This window comes from Roseimicrobium sp. ORNL1, assembly GCF_011044495.1.
Classification (GTDB): domain Bacteria; phylum Verrucomicrobiota; class Verrucomicrobiia; order Verrucomicrobiales; family Verrucomicrobiaceae; genus Roseimicrobium.
On the sequence record NZ_CP049143.1, the window covers coordinates 4,055,812 to 4,071,794 of the forward strand.

The 15,983-nt window shown below is 60.8% G+C and carries 7 protein-coding genes; 6 read left to right on the forward strand and 1 reads right to left on the reverse strand.

Annotated elements, in window-relative coordinates:
- Position 1 precedes the first annotated feature (1 nt).
- Positions 2 to 211, reverse strand: coding sequence for a hypothetical protein (locus G5S37_RS16440; protein ID WP_165205549.1), 210 nt, complete (start codon positions 209 to 211; stop codon positions 2 to 4).
- A 293-nt stretch (positions 212 to 504) separates the two neighbouring features.
- Between G5S37_RS16440 and G5S37_RS16445 the strand changes: the two genes are divergently transcribed.
- From G5S37_RS16445 to G5S37_RS16470, 6 genes are all read left to right on the forward strand, one after another.
- Positions 505 to 870: a hypothetical protein gene (locus tag G5S37_RS16445; RefSeq protein WP_165205550.1), complete on the forward strand. Its 366-nt coding sequence runs from the start codon at positions 505 to 507 to the stop codon at positions 868 to 870.
- Positions 871 to 1,161: 291 nt separating this feature from the next.
- Positions 1,162 to 10,179 carry a tetratricopeptide repeat protein gene (locus tag G5S37_RS16450; protein ID WP_165205551.1) on the forward strand — a complete coding sequence of 3,006 codons (9,018 nt, stop codon included), beginning with the start codon at positions 1,162 to 1,164 and terminating at the stop codon, positions 10,177 to 10,179.
- A gap of 166 nt (positions 10,180 to 10,345) precedes the next feature.
- Entirely contained in the window at positions 10,346 to 12,019 is a 1,674-nt protein-coding gene (locus tag G5S37_RS16455; protein ID WP_165205552.1) for a hypothetical protein, read from the forward strand.
- A 198-nt stretch (positions 12,020 to 12,217) separates the two neighbouring features.
- Positions 12,218 to 13,213 carry a MoxR family ATPase gene (locus G5S37_RS16460; protein ID WP_165205553.1) on the forward strand — a complete coding sequence of 332 codons (996 nt, stop codon included), beginning with the start codon at positions 12,218 to 12,220 and terminating at the stop codon, positions 13,211 to 13,213.
- A gap of 78 nt (positions 13,214 to 13,291) precedes the next feature.
- Positions 13,292 to 14,155 carry a DUF58 domain-containing protein gene (locus tag G5S37_RS16465; protein WP_165205554.1) on the forward strand — a complete coding sequence of 288 codons (864 nt, stop codon included), beginning with the start codon at positions 13,292 to 13,294 and terminating at the stop codon, positions 14,153 to 14,155.
- Positions 14,156 to 14,203: 48 nt separating this feature from the next.
- On the forward strand, positions 14,204 to 15,976 hold the full coding sequence (locus tag G5S37_RS16470) for a BatA and WFA domain-containing protein (protein WP_165205555.1): 1,773 nt from the start codon (positions 14,204 to 14,206) through the stop codon (positions 15,974 to 15,976).
- Positions 15,977 to 15,983: the final 7 nt, after the last annotated feature.

Genomic DNA, 15,983 nt, shown 5'->3' on the forward strand with positions numbered 1-15,983 from the left:
CCTACTTTTCCACGAACCGCTCAGCGATAATCTCCCCGTCCTTGTTCCTTAATTTGTCATCCGTGCCGATACGGAAAGCTTCCTCTCTAGTTCCGCCACCCCAAACGACCTCGTATTTCCGGTTGTCCTTCGGTGAGACAGTCCACTTGCCACCGATGCTGGATACTCCCGGGTAATAGTAGTAGCAGGTGCCGTTGGATCTGAACACCACGACTCTCTGACTTTTGGGTTTGGGCTTCTGAGGAGGCGTCCATCTGCCTACGATTGGATCAGGACCCTTTTTGACGGCTGGTTTCTCAGCAGCAGAGCACACAGATAATGCGAGAGACCCGACACCAATGGCAAACAGGGCACGCCTTTTCATGGAAGAAGTAGAAGAGGTGCGATGAGGAATTGCAATCCACAAGCGCTGAATTCTTCTGTACGCCTTCGGCTGAAGTCACTACACTTAATATCGGAGAAAATCGCATAACGCCGAATTCCCAACTCACCCGCCTTCCTGCCATGAAGACCTTTGTCCTTACCGCCGTCGTGCTCCTGGTGACATTGCTTGGACCTGCCTCCGCCGGAGGAGGAGATGACAAGGACATCTACCCGCGATGGAGCGTGGTGGGTGCATGGAGTGTGACCCACCCTTATTGGACAGACGTGCTGACGTTCTTCGACAATGGCACCTTCTCCGCGACGGACGAGACGAACTCCGGCCGCTGGACACTGACGGCTCAATCCGGAACTCCGCTTCTGGTCCTGCGGTGGGATCGGTGGGGCACGGAGTCCCTGATGATGGTCGAGCAGAAGCACTTTCGCGGACAAGTCAGTCCGGGGTCGTTCATGGACATGCGCCGTGGTGAGGCGGCGGGAGCCCAGTGACCCAGTACAGGGCAAGGTCACACACTGCCTGCGACTCCGATCTTGCATTCGCGCCTCCGGCGTAGGTTAATTCGGACCATGCGCGCCGTGGTTTTTCCTCGCTCTGGCTCATTGTGTGGTTCGAAACGTTTTCACCCCTGGACTTCTGGGGTGCTGGCGCTGACCTTTTCCCTGACGGGAAGCCTGCGAGTACAGGCACAAACGCAGACGCCGTCTCCTTCTCCGCCTCCGCCTTCAGTTCCAGCCGCATCACCTGCGACGCCGGCACCCTCATCTCAGGAGGTGCCCGCCATGCCGCCGGATGCCGCGCGCTATCATCAAATGCTGCTGCGCAAAACGAAGGAGGGCGTGGCCTTCGATCGGTTTTACGACGCCTGGTTGGCTACAGACACCCCAGAGAAGTTGCGGAGATTTCTGGAACACGGTGCCTCCTCCCCCAACGCCAAAGCCGGAGATCATCTCCTGCTGGCGTTGTATTTCTCCCGGCGCGGTGAGGAAGAGGCCTCGCTGAAGGCCTATACCCGGGCGCTGGAGCTGGATCCCGACAATGCCTCTGCGTGGGCGGAACGGGCGAAACTTCAGACACGGATGCAAGACATCGAAGGCGCGCTGAAAAGCTTGGAGCGCGGCCTCGCCGCCAAACCGGAAGCGAGCCTTCTGTTGGAACTCTCCAAGCAGCGCGCACGTCACCTGCTGCGCCTGGGCAAGAATGAGGAAGCGCTCAAGGCATTCCGCGAAATGGTCGCCGCGCAACCGGGTGATGAAGATCTCGCGGAGGAGGTGGTGTTCATCCAGATGGAAGAAGGCCTCCCGGAGGAAGCGGCGAAAGGTACGGAAGCCCTGATCTCCAAAACGAAGGATGCGTATCTGAAGGTCACACGCCTGCTGCTGCTCGGGGACATCCGGCAGAAGCTGGGAAACCGCGACGAGGCGGTGAATGCCTACGAGGACGCTCTTGACCTGTCCGGCAAGGACACGTGGGTGGAAGGTGAAGTGCTCGCGCGCATCGAGCAGTCCTACCGTCGTGAGGACGATTTGGAGGGACTGGCCACCAAGCTGGGCACCCTGGCCAAGGCGGACCAGGCCCGCGTACGGCTGAGCCAGCAGCACGCCCAGGTGCTGGCCGATCTCGGCAAGGCCGACGAAGCCATCAAGGTGTATCAGGATCTATTGGCCCGCACGCCGGGACAGCCGGCGGTGCGCGAAGGTTTCCTGAACCTGCTGGAGAGCGCCGGCAAGCTGAACGAGGCCATCGAGCAGGCGAAAGCCCTGCGCGAGCAGCTCTCGGGTGACAAGGAGTGGATCATCCGCCTGGCCATTCTCCAGCACCGCGCCAAGACTGACGACTCCGCGCAGGCCACCCTGAATGAGTACCTCTCTGTGGCAGGCACGGGTGAATCCGATCGCCTGCGAGTGGCACGCCTGCTGGAGACCTGGGATCTCAAGGAGCCCGCCAGGAAGTCCTACGAGGCGCTGGTGCAGGCGCACAGTGACAGTGTGTCTGCGAAGGAAGCGCAGGCACAATTTCTTCATCGTATCGATGAACGTGACGCCGCGCTTGCCATCTGGCGGGACGTTGCCGCAAAGGGATCGCTGGAAGATGCCATTCAGGTGGGACAGTCTCTGGGCGCTCGCATGGAGCATGAGGTGGCATTGGAAGTGCTCACCGCACGCATCGCCACCTCTCCTGGCGAACCGCGACTGCTCGCCGCACTGTGCACCGCCGCAGCTGGCGCGAAAGAATTTGCCAAGGCCATTCCGTGGGCACGCGAACGGGTGCGGCTGGCACACGATGTGACCGAGGTGGAGGAGAGCGTGAAGACTGCCTCCTTGATCATCCGGAACGCCGGCACCGCCGAAGCACAGTCGAAGGAGATCGCGGCACTCCCCTCGCCCACCGCCGCTGAGCGATGCCTGCAGGCGGAGCTTCGTGAATTCCTCAAGGATCCTGCCGGGGCGGATGCCGCGCTCGCCGCGCTCACCGGGCCGGACGAAGCGCTCGGACTACAGCAGCAGGTGCGCCTTCTTCAAGGACGGCAGGAGTGGGTCCGCGCTGCCGCTACCATGGCCAAGCTGATCGCGCTTCCTGACGGACGCTCCTCTTCCAATGTGCAGAAGCTGGTGGACCTGCATCAGCGCGCCGGCCAGAGCAATGAAGCGCTGACGTGGATCTCCGAGTGGAAGAAGCTCTCACCCGGCGCGGTCACACCATGGACGACAGAAGCGCGCCTCCTCTCGGATTCCGGACGTGTCGATGACGCCCTCAAGGTCCTTCGTGAGGCCTACCGGAAGTTCGCAGACAATCCTGATCTCGCTGCCAGCTTTGGAGATCAACTCGCCGCCGCCGGTCAGTCAGAGGAGGCGATGGATATCTTTGAAAACTGGTACGAGAAGACCGAGGATGTCACCGGCAAAATGCGCTGGGCCAGTAGTCTCGCGCGGACCGCCGCTGCCGGAGGAGACACGGCGAAGCTGGTGGAAAAATTCCGCGAGCGGCAGAAGAAAAACCGCCAGTCCGTAGTGCCGTGGATTGCCCTCGCGGAGATTCACCGCGCCAGCGGCAACTCGGAAGGACGGCGCAACGCCATCATGGAAGCGGCCAGCCTGAGACCGCAGGATCTGGAGTTGCTGCTGGAACTTGCACGCCTGCAGGAGGAGGATGGCCTGTGGAAAGAGGCACTCGCCACCCTCGAGACAGCGCGCCCGCTGGACAAAGGCACCAAGATTCGCGAACGACAGGCGGCGATTCATCTGCGCTACGGAGATGAGAACCTCGGCTACCGCATCATTTTTGAACTGGCGGGCGGTGATAAGATGGATGCCCGCGGCATCGAGCGCCTGGCGGATGGCATCGCCGCACGCGGTGAATGGGAGCGCGTGACGGAGTTTCTTGAGCCCCTGTTGCAGAAGCATCCCAAAGACTACCGCCTCCACTTCATGCAGGCTGTGGCGCTGGAGGAATCCAGCCGTGAGCGGGAAGCCATCCAGGCCTTCATCGCTCTCATGCAGCCCATGGAGGAACTTCCTGGCGTGGTGGTACCGCAAGGAGGCGTGTTTGGCCCGCAGTACAACACCTATCAGGAGCAGTTCATGAAATACCTGCCTCCGGGGCTCACGAACTTCATTGAGCTCTCGCAGACATGGCATATGGCATACCGCTACCGGCAGGGACGTGGGGGTGGTTCCATTTCCTACAGCTTCCCGGGCATGCCCGCCTCGACCGGGTTTGTGTCAGTGCCTCCTTATGCCGTGTCCGCGCCGTCCTTCGCCGCGGTCCACCTCATCAGCATGGCGCAGACGCTCAGCGATACGGACAAGAATGACCTGGTCGCGCGGCTGAAACGCATGGACATGCCGCAGGCGGAAATGTTTGTCCATCTGCAATGGGAACCGCAGCGCGGCGGTGTGACAGTGGATGAAGCGTGGCTGCAGGAGCATCTGGATGATGAGCCGGCGCTGGCATGGTGGGTCCTCAGCCTCATGGCACGCTCACAAACGGGAGGCGACTCGCCTGAAGCACTGCTGCGCAAAGCCTACGATCACTTTCACCCGCATTATCCCGGCATCGCCATCCAGGCCGCACTGGCCGCCAAGGGGTCCAGCACGGAAAGCGGAAAGGCTCTCTTTGCCGAGGGGATAAAGCTCGCGATGTCCCTGGAGAAGATGGATCTGCTGGTCACCCAGGCCTTGTTCTTCCACCTCCAGCAGCGGGGTAATGGCGGGGGTTCCATGGAGCCATCTGAGGAAGAATCCTTCTTCGCCGTGCTGAAAAAGCAGGTACAGCACGCGGACAGCACGTTCGATCCCTACCAGGGGTGGATGATGGCCTCGTTCGGAAAGATGCTCGCCGATCGTGGCAGGTGGGACGACGCGATGGAAATCGCCCAGGCAGAGCAGGAACGCTTCGAAAAGGCGGACAGCACCAAACGGAATTCCGCAAACGCCCAGATGTTCATGTCCATGGGCCCTGGCGTGGTGGTGAATCCGCTGCCATTTCCCGCAGAGGCGAATGGCGTTTCCCCTGCGGCGCTGGCGGTGGCTCACCCCTCGCTGCCGAACACGATGTTCGGCCCTGGAAATGATGAGACGAATCCCAAGGAACTCCCCCGGAATGAAGCTCTCCTCAAGGCCTCGACCAAGTTGAAGAATGAAATGCTGCGTAATCTCGCACTGCTCGCAGGCGGAGATCGCGAATCCTTCAGCCGCTACCTGGAAGCCAGGATCAAGGCTGAGCCCGAGAATCCCGGCATCATCCTGCTCGCCGGTTGGGAGGCACAACAATCCCAGGATGCACCCAAGGCAGTCCAGCTCCTGCAGAAGGCGCTCGGGCTCACGCTTGGCGCTTCGCAGCGCACCATGGTGGAGAATGCCGTGCTGCACAATGCGATGGCGAGCCAAACCAGCAAGGACGGCAAGCCCGACCCGGCGATGACTGCGGAAATGCTCGATGCCGTGAAGGAGCTCGCGAGGCGTCACGGGAGAAACACGAGCCTGAACTCGGGCCAGAAGGAATATCTGGCCCGCGCGATGGATGCACTGGGCATGGTCAAGGAGGCGACGCAGGTTCGCGCCACGCCGAAGACAGCGAGCACCGGCAGATCCGGCTCATCCAACGTGCCGAACATCGGCAGCGCCCAGTCCTCCCCCAGCACCGTGGACCAACTGGCCGGCAAGAGCCAGCGCGATGCCGCCGCGCGAGATGCCATGAAACAACTGCGCATGCTGGTGCCGGAGCTATTTACTTCGAATGCCGAGTATGTGGCCTCCCGCGCGGAGGAACTGCTGAAGATCGTGAAGAAGCACGACCTGGCCGAGGATATCCTCAAGGCCGCGAATCCTGGAGACGTCGCGAGTCTGCGTCGGAAACTGGAGTACGCCGGGCTCCATGAACTCCTGGGCAAGGATGCCGAGGCGATGCAGCTCTATGAGGCGGTGCTGGTCATGGCGCCGCGCACGACAGAGGCGCAGGTGCGCATGATTTCCCTGCTGTCGAACAAGGACCCGGAGGCGGCCGCACGCCTCATCGCGGAGGTGAAGCAAGGGACGGCGCTTGGTGGCATCTTGCAGAACCTCGTGCAGGTGATGCAGAACAGCGGCGGCCGCGGAGGGCTCTCGCGCCGCATTGCCGCCACCCGCACCTTCACCGCCACCCTGGAGCAGATGGCGGCTTCAGGCACCAAGCTGCCCCCGGAGATCTCCCTGCCCTATCTGGCCATGGCGCCACGCAGCATCGGACAGGCCCACTATGGGAACAACTCGGATGACGGCTCCGAGCGCGACCCCCGCCTTCCGGATCTTTATTCCATCACCCTGTACAGCGGCAAGCACCGCTCCCAGGAAGAACTGGCTGGAGAGAAGAGTCCGAAAGGCAAGGAGCGACGTGCCGCTCATGACGCGCTCTGCCGCGCGATGATCAAAGTGCCAGAATTCATCGAGGATGGCTTTGCCTCACTGGCATCCCTCGCCATCGCGGAGAAACAGGATCTCACCCCGCTGAGGGAACTGGCGGCCGACTGCCTGAAACGCTCCGCGGATCCTGCGGTCAAGCGACGCATCGAAGCGATGCGCATGAACTCCTTCAGCTACAGCTCAGGTGGCGATGAACGCCTCTGGCAGCCGAAGCCGGTGGAGTTCCTCATCTACGCCGCATGGAAGGACCACGCGGAAGATCGTCTGGAAAAGGAAGTCTATCCCCTCCTGGCCGGAGAAACCGGGAAGGAAACTCCGCAGCTCGCTGCTGCCAAAGCCTTTGCAAAACTGTGGTTCGGCAAGCCCGAGGACTTTGCCGAGGCTGCTGACGCTTGGGTGAAGACGGACAAACTGAGGGCTTCCGTGGGCCAGCCTGCATGGGCCTGGTTCTCTGACGGCGGACACATGGAGAATCTGCTGAGGTTCGCCGTGGAGAGGGAGATCGCAGCCCATCTGGAAGACTGGATCATCGGCAAGGTCAAGATGTACCTGCGGGACAACAATCACCTGGATCTGGATTGCCTGAACACCTGGATGCGCACGCTGGCCGGACAAGAAGGCACCGCCGAGGTCGTCACCTTCATCGGAAAACTGGGCGACAACATCTTTGGAAGTGCGGAAGGACGGCGCAAGGCGGGCAGCGACTATGTGGCCCAGCGCTACGGCGGCTCCAATGTGCAAAACCCCAAAGCCTACAGCTACGGACAATTCATCGAGGGCCTGATGGAAGAAAACGGCGTGCCGGCCGCAGCCCTGCAGCTGATGATTTCCGAACGCTGGCTCGATACTCCCGCTGCAACGCAGCAGGTGCGATACCGCATCACCAACGAAGGGATCTACGACGATCCTGCCGGACTGGTGCACCTCTTGTCCTCAACGCCTTTTGGCGGAGAAGCAGCGACATTCCGCGCGTATGGGACAGCCGATCGCTATACCCCCACGATCCTCGGCGGACTGCTGGCGGAGATGCGCAAACGGGACAAGATCCGCTCCCAGATTCTCAAGCAACTGAAGGAAGCGCCGAATCAAACCTTTGGCACGGCACTCTCGATTGCCTGCCTGGAGCCAAAGCATGACGCGGAACTGATCGCCTTCGTCAAGGCGCGCAAGGATGAACTCAGCAAACTGGGCGCGCCGGCCCAGGATGAACTCCGCGACGTGCTCAAGCAGGTGTGGCCTGCGCTCCAGCGACCAGAAAACATGCCTCCAGATCGGCAGGAAGTCCTTCGTCCGCTCTTTGCTGCGGAGATGAAAAGCGCCGCAGAGCGCCGAGCCCTGGTTTTGACAGCGACCAGCCTCGAGCAACTGAAGATGGCGGACAGGCCCTTCTTCGATTTCCTGCGCGGGGAGTTTGTGAAGCTGGCGGCTGAAGGGAAGGATGACGAAGCGGTGAACCTGTTCGAAAAGGGATGCACCCTCATCGAGAAAAAGATGGCAGCCAAGGGCTGGGATGACGGACAGAACTGGAATGGGTGGACACCCCGCAGCCAGCTCGCGGACACCATCCTCGACTGGCGGTCAGGCTGGGATCTCGTGCGACTGGGCGTACGGCTCTACAACACCGACACCAGCGGCAAGCTGGAACATCCTGGCCACCCCAACAGCAACCAGTGGAACAAGACCCTGGAGGAATCCTGGAAGCGCGAAGGCGGCTATTGGAGACCGGATACCTCGCTGCACGTCACGCTCAGCCGCATCCACAGCAATCTGAAGGGACAGAACCCGACCATTCTCATGCCTGTGCTTTATGACCTCGCGAGCCAGGTGCCGCCGAGGCTGCGTGTGCAACTCATCCAGTGGGCGGAAGGTGAAGGAGCGAAGAAGCCCTATGCCGCACTCGCACGCGAGCTCGCGGTCGCAGCGCGCTTCCACCGGTTCACTTCACCAGGCAAGAAGGTGGTGCTGGATGCTTCCGGCAAGCGCCCGGTCGATCCCGAGGCGCCCTCCATGCGCCCGGAGGATTGGGACTACCTGCTTGGCATCATGGAAGACGCCTCGCTCAATCCGCGCGTACGGCTCGTGATTGCCAACTGGATCTGCCACTACGGCCGCGAAGAAGTGGATGGCCGCGTGGTCCTTTCCGCGATGAAGCTTTCCGCAGAAGGTCTGCGGAACTCCTGGGGACACAGTGCCTACCATCTGGCGGCGGCACTTCGTTGCTTCAACCAGGAACCGGTGAACGAGTCCTGGAAAGCCGCGGCAGATGACGTGTGGAATGCCTGGGTCATGCGCAACGCGCGCAATCAGGAATCCTCACGCATGGGCCGCGCCTATGACCCCGCGGATACCGCTGTCTTCGCCATGTGGGAGATGGCCGTGCGTGCTCGTGAGAAGACCTGGCAGACACGCCTGAGGTCGGACTTCCCGAATGCACTGAATGACAGCTACATCACCTTCGTAGCGATGGTACGCCAGGAGGACTTCACCGAAGCCACCAACTTCCTCCGCACGCAATGGAAGGATTTCACACAATGGATTCCCTACTTCGACTCGCTCGATACGGTGAACAGCGACAGCAACATCGCTGAAGGCGTGGCCGTGATGCTGAACACCACCACGCGGGACAAGTTCATCACCGCCTGTCCGGACCCTGCTCTGGCGGAGTTGGGCAGGATCTTCATGGATGTGGGCAATGATCCGCCCCAAGGATACCGCGAGCGATTTGGCATGCCGCCAGACTATCGTGCCCGCAGGAATCTCGCCGCGGAATCCTTCCACCCCGAGGCGATCACGGATGACGCCATGCGCGCCCGCGCTACCGGCTGGCTCTTCGGAGCCTCCGCTGCGAATGAGAAACTCGCCCCTGTCGTGGCCGCACTCGCTGCAAAGGTGGATGTCTCAAAACTAGGTGGCATGAATGACTCCCAGAAGATGCGCTGGCAGATCCTGCTGCCCCTGCTGCACAGCCACAACCTCGCGCTGAAGGGTGACTTCAAGGCCTTCGACACGTTTTATGACACCATTCACAACCACAACACGTGGAATGAATGGCTGCGCGACAACATCAAGGAGTACTCAGGCCGCATGGCGCTCTCCCGCACGCGTCTCTTCTGGAGAAGCCAGCCGCCCACGAAGGCATCTGACATGCTGCCCATCACAGACAGCATCCTGAAGAGATATGCCAACAATGATGACCACCAGATTGGCGATGCCATCGGCGTGCGCACTGCGATCTATCTCTATGACGGCGACAACGAGGGGCTTGCCACGTGGCGCAGCTCGCTGACGAAGGAACAGTCCAGCCAGTTCCTGGACCGCTTCCGCACCCAGAGCTCCCTCTTTGTGACTCTCGGTGATCTGTGCGGGCGGGACCCCAAGGTCCGTCTGCCTCTGGAGCGTCGGCTCGCCTTGGTGGAAGCAGCAGTGAAGGACGAGTGGACGCAGAAGACGGCGAAGAGCAACCCAGGCGCCTCCTTCAAGATGCCCATCCTCACCGGCCGCACCAACCTGCTGAGCCGCCCCGAGTTGCTAGAGCACGGCATGAAGATTGCCGCCCTGATTCCCCGTGACGGCCGCTCGTTCTATGAAATGGCAGACTGGTTTGAAGAAGAAGGCATGGCGGACCAGACTCTGGCGGCGCTCGATGCCGTCATCGCAACGGTGGGCAACAACCAATCCCTGCTCCAGCCGGCACTCATCCGGAAAGCGGAGACGCTCGACAACATGGGACGCAACGCGGATGCCATGAAAGCGCTGGAGGGAATGGACGTTGCCAAACTGCCCACGGGGCTTCGTCTCCAGGTGGAACGCCTTCAGCGAAAGGAGCAGGAAGCTGCCAAGAAAGCGGCGGCTTCAAAGCCAGAATCTCCCACTCCCGGCGGCAATGTACCTGTTCAGTGAATGAACCAGCCCTAAGGTCCGTCCAACCCGGACGTTTTGGCTGGTGACAGCCGAATTGTAAAAATTCTGCAAAAGTGCCGCAAGCCGTTTCCTGCCTTGCCCCCGCTGGGTACATCTGGTATTTCTAACCATCTCGTAATAAAAACCGAGCAACCCCAAGAACGCCATGGCAGCCCACGATCGCATTGCCTTGTTCCTTGCCACTGTACGCGCCCGGCTTGAGCAGGCGCGAGGCATCCGGCTCTTCTCCATCATCCTGCTGGCGGTCTTGATCGCACTGACGGGGTGGTGCCTGGTGTGGGTGCTGCAAGGTTACGCTGTGCCTCGTCTGGGCTATGTGCTCGCTGCGGTCGCGGTGCCGTTGCTCGCACTTTGCGCATGGCTGATCCAACGCACGACGGACACCAAGGCCGCACATGTGGCGGATGATCACTTCGGCTTGAAGGATTCTCTGACTTCCTACCTCGGCTTCAGCAAGGAACATCGCGAGGGGGAACTCTATGCCCTGCAGGCGGTGCAGACCGCGGAGCGGGTGCAGACTCTCGACGCTCGCTCCATCTCACTCGCCTGGCCGCGTCGCGCACTGGCCGTTTCCGCGATTCTGCTGATGGCCTGTGTGGTCATGGGTTTCCGCAAAGCCTCGCCGTTCGTGGTGGAGAAACAGGCTCTTGAAATCGAGACCACGAAGAAGACGGATGAGATCAACAAGGAGCTCGAGAAGGAAATCGAGGAACTGATCAAGGAGTCCTCTGAGGATGAGAAGGAGCTCCTGAAGCCCGATGAGTGGCGCAAGTGGGTGAAGGAACTCAAGGAGACCAAGGACCAGAAGGAGGCGATGCGCCAGTACGCCGAGCTCGAGCGCAAGCTGCAGGAGGCCGCACAGAAGCTCAACACCCGCGAGCAGGAACATCTTCTCGCGAAAGCGGGCGAAGAACTCAAACAGGAAGCCGAGCTGCGTGAGGTCGGACGCAAGCTGGAGGAAAAGAACTACCGCGATGCCGCTGCTGACCTGAAGAAGATGGAGCTGAAGGCAGACGTGAACAAGCCGGATGAAGCCCGCAAGGAACTCGCCAAGCTGAAGGCCGCCGCGCAACGCATGGCCGCTGCCGCCCGCAACTTCCAGCAGCGCACCGGCAAGGAGGGCAGCGGAAATAAGAACTCCTCCCAGTCCCAGAGCAGCTCGAACAACAACGGCCAGTCCGGCCAGCAGAGCCAGGCGGAAGGCCAGCAGGGCAGCGAAAGCTCCTCCTCCATGGATCAGCAGATGGCCTCCCTGAATGAAGCGATGCAGCAGTACGAGAAGGCCCTCTCACAAAAACTGAGCGAGAGCCAGTGCAAGGGAGGCCAGAACAACGCCAACAAGAAGCTGGGGCAGCTCTGCAAGAGCATGGGCCAGTGCGCCGGCCAGCGTGACCTGATGAAGAAACTCATGTGCCTGAGCCAGTGCGCCGGAAAATGCCAGGGGTACTTGGGGAACAAGGAATGCCAGTCACTCGCGGAGTGCATGAAGCCGGGAAGCAAGCCCGGTGGCAAGAAAGCCGGCTGGGGCAGCGTGGAATCCCGCCGTGCGGAAACAGACCCCACTGAGGACAATGGCAACCGCGACCAGCTCCAGGGCATCAAGGGTCAGGGCCCGGCGAACACCAGCATCGAAGCCGCAGACAGCGGCACCGGGACCGCCACGCGACAGGTGAAGGCCACCGAGCGCGAGTGGAAGCGCCAGCTTGAGTCCTTCATCCAGCGTGAAGACGTTCCTGCCGAAGTGAAGGAAGGCGTGAAGGAGTACTTCAAGGGCATTCAGGAAGTGGGCACGGACGTCAAAGCGGAAGCCCAAAAGTAAGGGCAGTGAGGTTGGATGGTCGTTGCGACGCTTGGCGCATTTGAGCCAGGTATTCAGTAGGTCAGTGTCCAGTATTCAGACATGAACTCATCTTTCGAACCCGCCACTCCACTGGAGACCGCTGCTCACGCATTACTGAATACTGTGTACTGAACACTGATTTCTTTCCACCACTCCCACCACATCAACTTTCCCGCAATGTCCCTCCCCCACCCTCCCGACACCAAGGTCGCAGTTGCACACTTCCACGAGTCCTTTGAAAAACTTCGGACTGAAGTTTCGAAGTTCATCGTCGGGCAGAAGGACATCATTGAGCACGTTCTGGCTGCCGTGGTGTGTGGCGGGCACGTGCTGCTGGAAGGGGTGCCAGGGCTGGGCAAGACGGCGCTGGTGAACACTCTGGCGCGCGCGCTGCATCTCAAGTTCCAGCGCATCCAGTTCACGCCGGACCTGCTGCCCGCGGACATTGTGGGCACGCAGATTCTGGTGGAGAAGGAGGGGAAGAAAGTCTTCGAATTCCAGCCGGGACCGGTCTTCTGCAATGTGCTGCTGGCGGATGAAATCAACCGCGCCACACCGAAGACGCAATCCGCGCTGCTGGAGACGATGCAGGAGAAGTCCGTCACGGTGGCAGGCGCCACGCACAAGCTGGACAAGCCCTTCTTCGTGCTGGCGACGCAGAATCCCATCGAACAGGACGGCACCTATCCCCTTCCTGAAGCGCAGCTCGATCGCTTCTTCTTCAAGCTCTACGTGCCGGTGCCGGGTCACGCGGACTTCGTGGAAATCCTCAACCGCACCGGCGGTGTCGAGTTGCCTTCCATCAATCCTGTGGCCACGGGTGATGATGTGCTGAAAATGGGCCACCTTGTCCGCGAAGTGCCGGTGGAGGCTTCTGTGCAGGATTACCTCGTGCGCGTGGTACGAGCCACACATCCCACCGATGCGCAGGCCACGGATCGCGTGAAGAAGTATGTGCGCCACGGTTCCTCTCCGCGCGGTGCGCAGACCATTCTCGCCGCAGCACGCGTGCACGCACTGCTTGATGATCGCTATCACGTCGCCCGGGAAGATATCGCGAAGGCGGCTGTTCCCGCCCTGCGGCACCGCATTCTGCTCTCCTTCGAAGGCGAAGCGGAAGGGGTGAAGACGGATGAAATCATCTCGGACGTGCTGGCCAAGGTGAAGGAATAACGGGACGCTCGCGAGGCACACTCGGATGCCTCCGCGAATCTGTGGCCTGCCCGCCCTGCTCCATCCCCTATCTCCACCATGCTCACCGACCCTGCCTTCATCCGCCGCCTGGAGTCGCTCTACCTTCTGGCACGGAAGATTCTTGGCGGTTCCCTGCAGGCGGATCGTCGCAGCACGAAGAAAGGCGCGGGCATCACCTTCGCCGACTACGCGCAGTACTCGCTGGGCGATGACTACCGTTCCATCGACTGGCGCGTGTATGCGAAGTTCGAATCACTGCTCATCAAACTTTTCGAACTGGAGGAAGACGCCACCATCTACCTCCTCGTGGATCACAGCCCTTCGATGGCCAGCAAGCAGCAATATGCGAAGGAACTCGCCGCCGCGCTCGGCTACATCGCGCTGAACACCCTCGATCGCCTCGCGGTGTATGGACTGGCAGACAAGCTGAGACCACTCTTTGACCCCACCCGTGGTCGCAACCAGGTGCTGCCTTTCCTCCGCTCTCTCGAAGCAGCGCCGTCCTTCGGTGTGGACACCGATTTCACCGCCTGCGCTCGCGAGTTCGAAGCAAGGCACCGCCGCAAAGGCCTGGTATGTGTCGTCTCCGATTTTCTCTTCCCTGGTGGATTCGAAGAAGGCCTGAGCCGCCTGCAATGGCACAAGCACGAAGTCTTCTGTCTACAGACCTTGGATGACAACGACCTGAAGTGCCCGTGGAAGGGCGACGTCACTCTGGAGTGCGTGGAGACAGGAGCATCGCAGCGCGTCACCGTGTCACCTCGTGAAGCCAAGATGTATGAAGAGGCGATCACGGAGTGGAACAGTGGTCTGCAGCGCACGTGTGCGAAGCGAGGACTCGGTTTTGTCAGCACCACGACCGAGCGGCCATTCGATGAAGTCATTCAGGATCTGCTGCGGAGAGGCGGCCTTGTTGGTTAGCAAGCATTCAAACATCCTACTCATAACTTCTAACTCGTAACCCCTCACTTGAGTCTCCTAGCTCCCGCATTCCTCTGGACTCTTGTGGCGCTCGCGCCACTCGCGGCGATCTATTTTCTCAAGGTAAGGCCGAGGAAGAAGCCGGTGACGGCCTACTTCCTGTGGCAGAAAATTTTCACGGAGAAGAAGGCATCGGCGTTGTTCAAGAGACTGCGGGATGTGCTTTCGCTTATCCTGATGGCATTGGCGTTTGCTGCGGTGGCATTTGCGCTAGCCGAGCCGGACTTTGCAGGAGACGAACGCAAGGACCTGCTCATCGTGGTGGATCACTCGGCCTCGATGTCAGCCAAGGAAGGGACGAGTACGCGACTTGAGCAGGCGAAGGCCAAGGCAAAAGCGCTCATCACAGGTCTCAACGGAACGCAGCGTGCGGCAGTGGCGACGTTTGCGAATGGCACGGAAATGCGGGCGCATCCCACGCGGCATCGCAAGTCCCTGCTGGATGCGGTGGATGCCATTGGGCCTACGGAATTGCCTTCACGAGTGGAGGCGCTGCGTTCGCTTCAGCCAGGAAACGAGTGGATGAAGAACATGCGCGTGCTGCTCATCACGGATGGATGCCTCGATGACGTGGCGCGCCTTCCGCAGGTGGAGATTCTCAAGGTCGGTAGCGCGGTGACGAATGCCGGTCTGGCACGTGCCGACCTGCGTGCGGTACCGGGAGGCGTAGAGCGGTTGGGACTGTTCCTGCTGCCCGTGTCCTCATCCAAGGAGCCGGTGAAGACCGACATCACGCTCACGCATGTGGACAGCAATCGCATCGTGAAGGTGCTGCCCGTGACGCTCAATGCCGGTGACAATCCTCCGGTGACGCTCACCCTGGATGATGCGCCGAGCGGACGCTGGACGGCATCGATTGGCTTGGACGATGCACTGGCCGCTGACAACACCGTGCACCTCTATGTGCCGCCGCGCGAACCTGTGCCCGTGGGCGTGCTGGCGGAGGATGCCTTCTTCCTGCAGCATGTGGTGGCTGCTTTTGATCGCAGTGATCAGATGCTTACCCTGGCCGAAGACGCGAAGAGTGCGCGCATCTTCCTCGCTCGCAGCAAGGCACCGGAGTCGGCAAGTGCCATCGTGTTCCAGCCCCAAGGCGACTCGCCTTTCTGGTCACAGGTGGGAGAAGAGATTCTCAATCCCGTGCCGAAGGTGGTGGCGAAGGATCATCCGCTGCTGCGTTATCTTGACGCAGAAACCATCAACTTCGCCGGCGCACACAAGCTCACCTCCCCTGTTGGTGCCGTGGTGCTGGTCGCAGATGAAGGTGGCACGCCGCTCATCTACCTCATGCGCCAGGGTGAACAGACCGTGTGCGTGGTGAATCTCGACCCTCTCGTGGCGCAGTTCTACCTCTCCGCGTGGTTCCCCGTGCTGGTGCACAATGGTACAGCGCACCTCACCCATCGCGAAGGTGCGCCTCCCGCCACGGTGCCCACGGGCGGCAGCTTGCGAGTTCCCGGTCTGGCGGAAGGGACGACTGCCAAAATGAAGTCTCCCTCCGGGACAGAGAGGAACTTCACCGGCTCTGACACAGGTGAACTGCTGGAGACTGGATTCTATGAAATCTCCCACGCTGGCGGTGCATGGACAGCAGGATGCTCCCTGGTCTCGCCGGAGGAGTCCCAATTACAAAATGATACACTCAAGGACACCGCGAAGCCCATTGCCAGCGGTCAGTCCCCTTCCTACTGGCTGCTCGTGCTGGGCGTGCTGGTGGTGGCAGGTGAGTCGGTCCTTTATCACCGGAGGAAGGTAGGCTAGCCGCGCT